At 55.0% G+C, this 218-nt stretch carries 1 protein-coding gene; it reads left to right on the forward strand.

What is annotated here, in order from left to right:
• Positions 1-218 (forward strand): transposase (locus QQZ17_RS22530; RefSeq protein ID WP_284554180.1); only part of this gene is annotated, 218 nt, incomplete at both ends.

The raw sequence follows: 218 nt of genomic DNA on the forward strand, positions 1-218 counted from the left end.
CAAGACCATCAATCGCTGGCTGGCCGAAGCAGGCGTCATGATGACCCAAGGCACTTTGGTGGATGCCACCATCATTGAGGCACCCAGCTCTACCAAGAACAAAGAGCAGCAACGCGATCCGGAGATGCATCAGACCAAGAAAGGCAATCAGTGGCACTTTGGCATGAAGGCCCACATTGGTGTCGATGCCAAGAGTGGCCTGACCCACAGCCTAGTCA

The organism is Citrobacter sp. T1.2D-1, from assembly GCF_950098555.1.
GTDB classification, from domain to species: Bacteria; Pseudomonadota; Gammaproteobacteria; order Enterobacterales; family Enterobacteriaceae; genus Citrobacter_A; species Citrobacter_A telavivensis.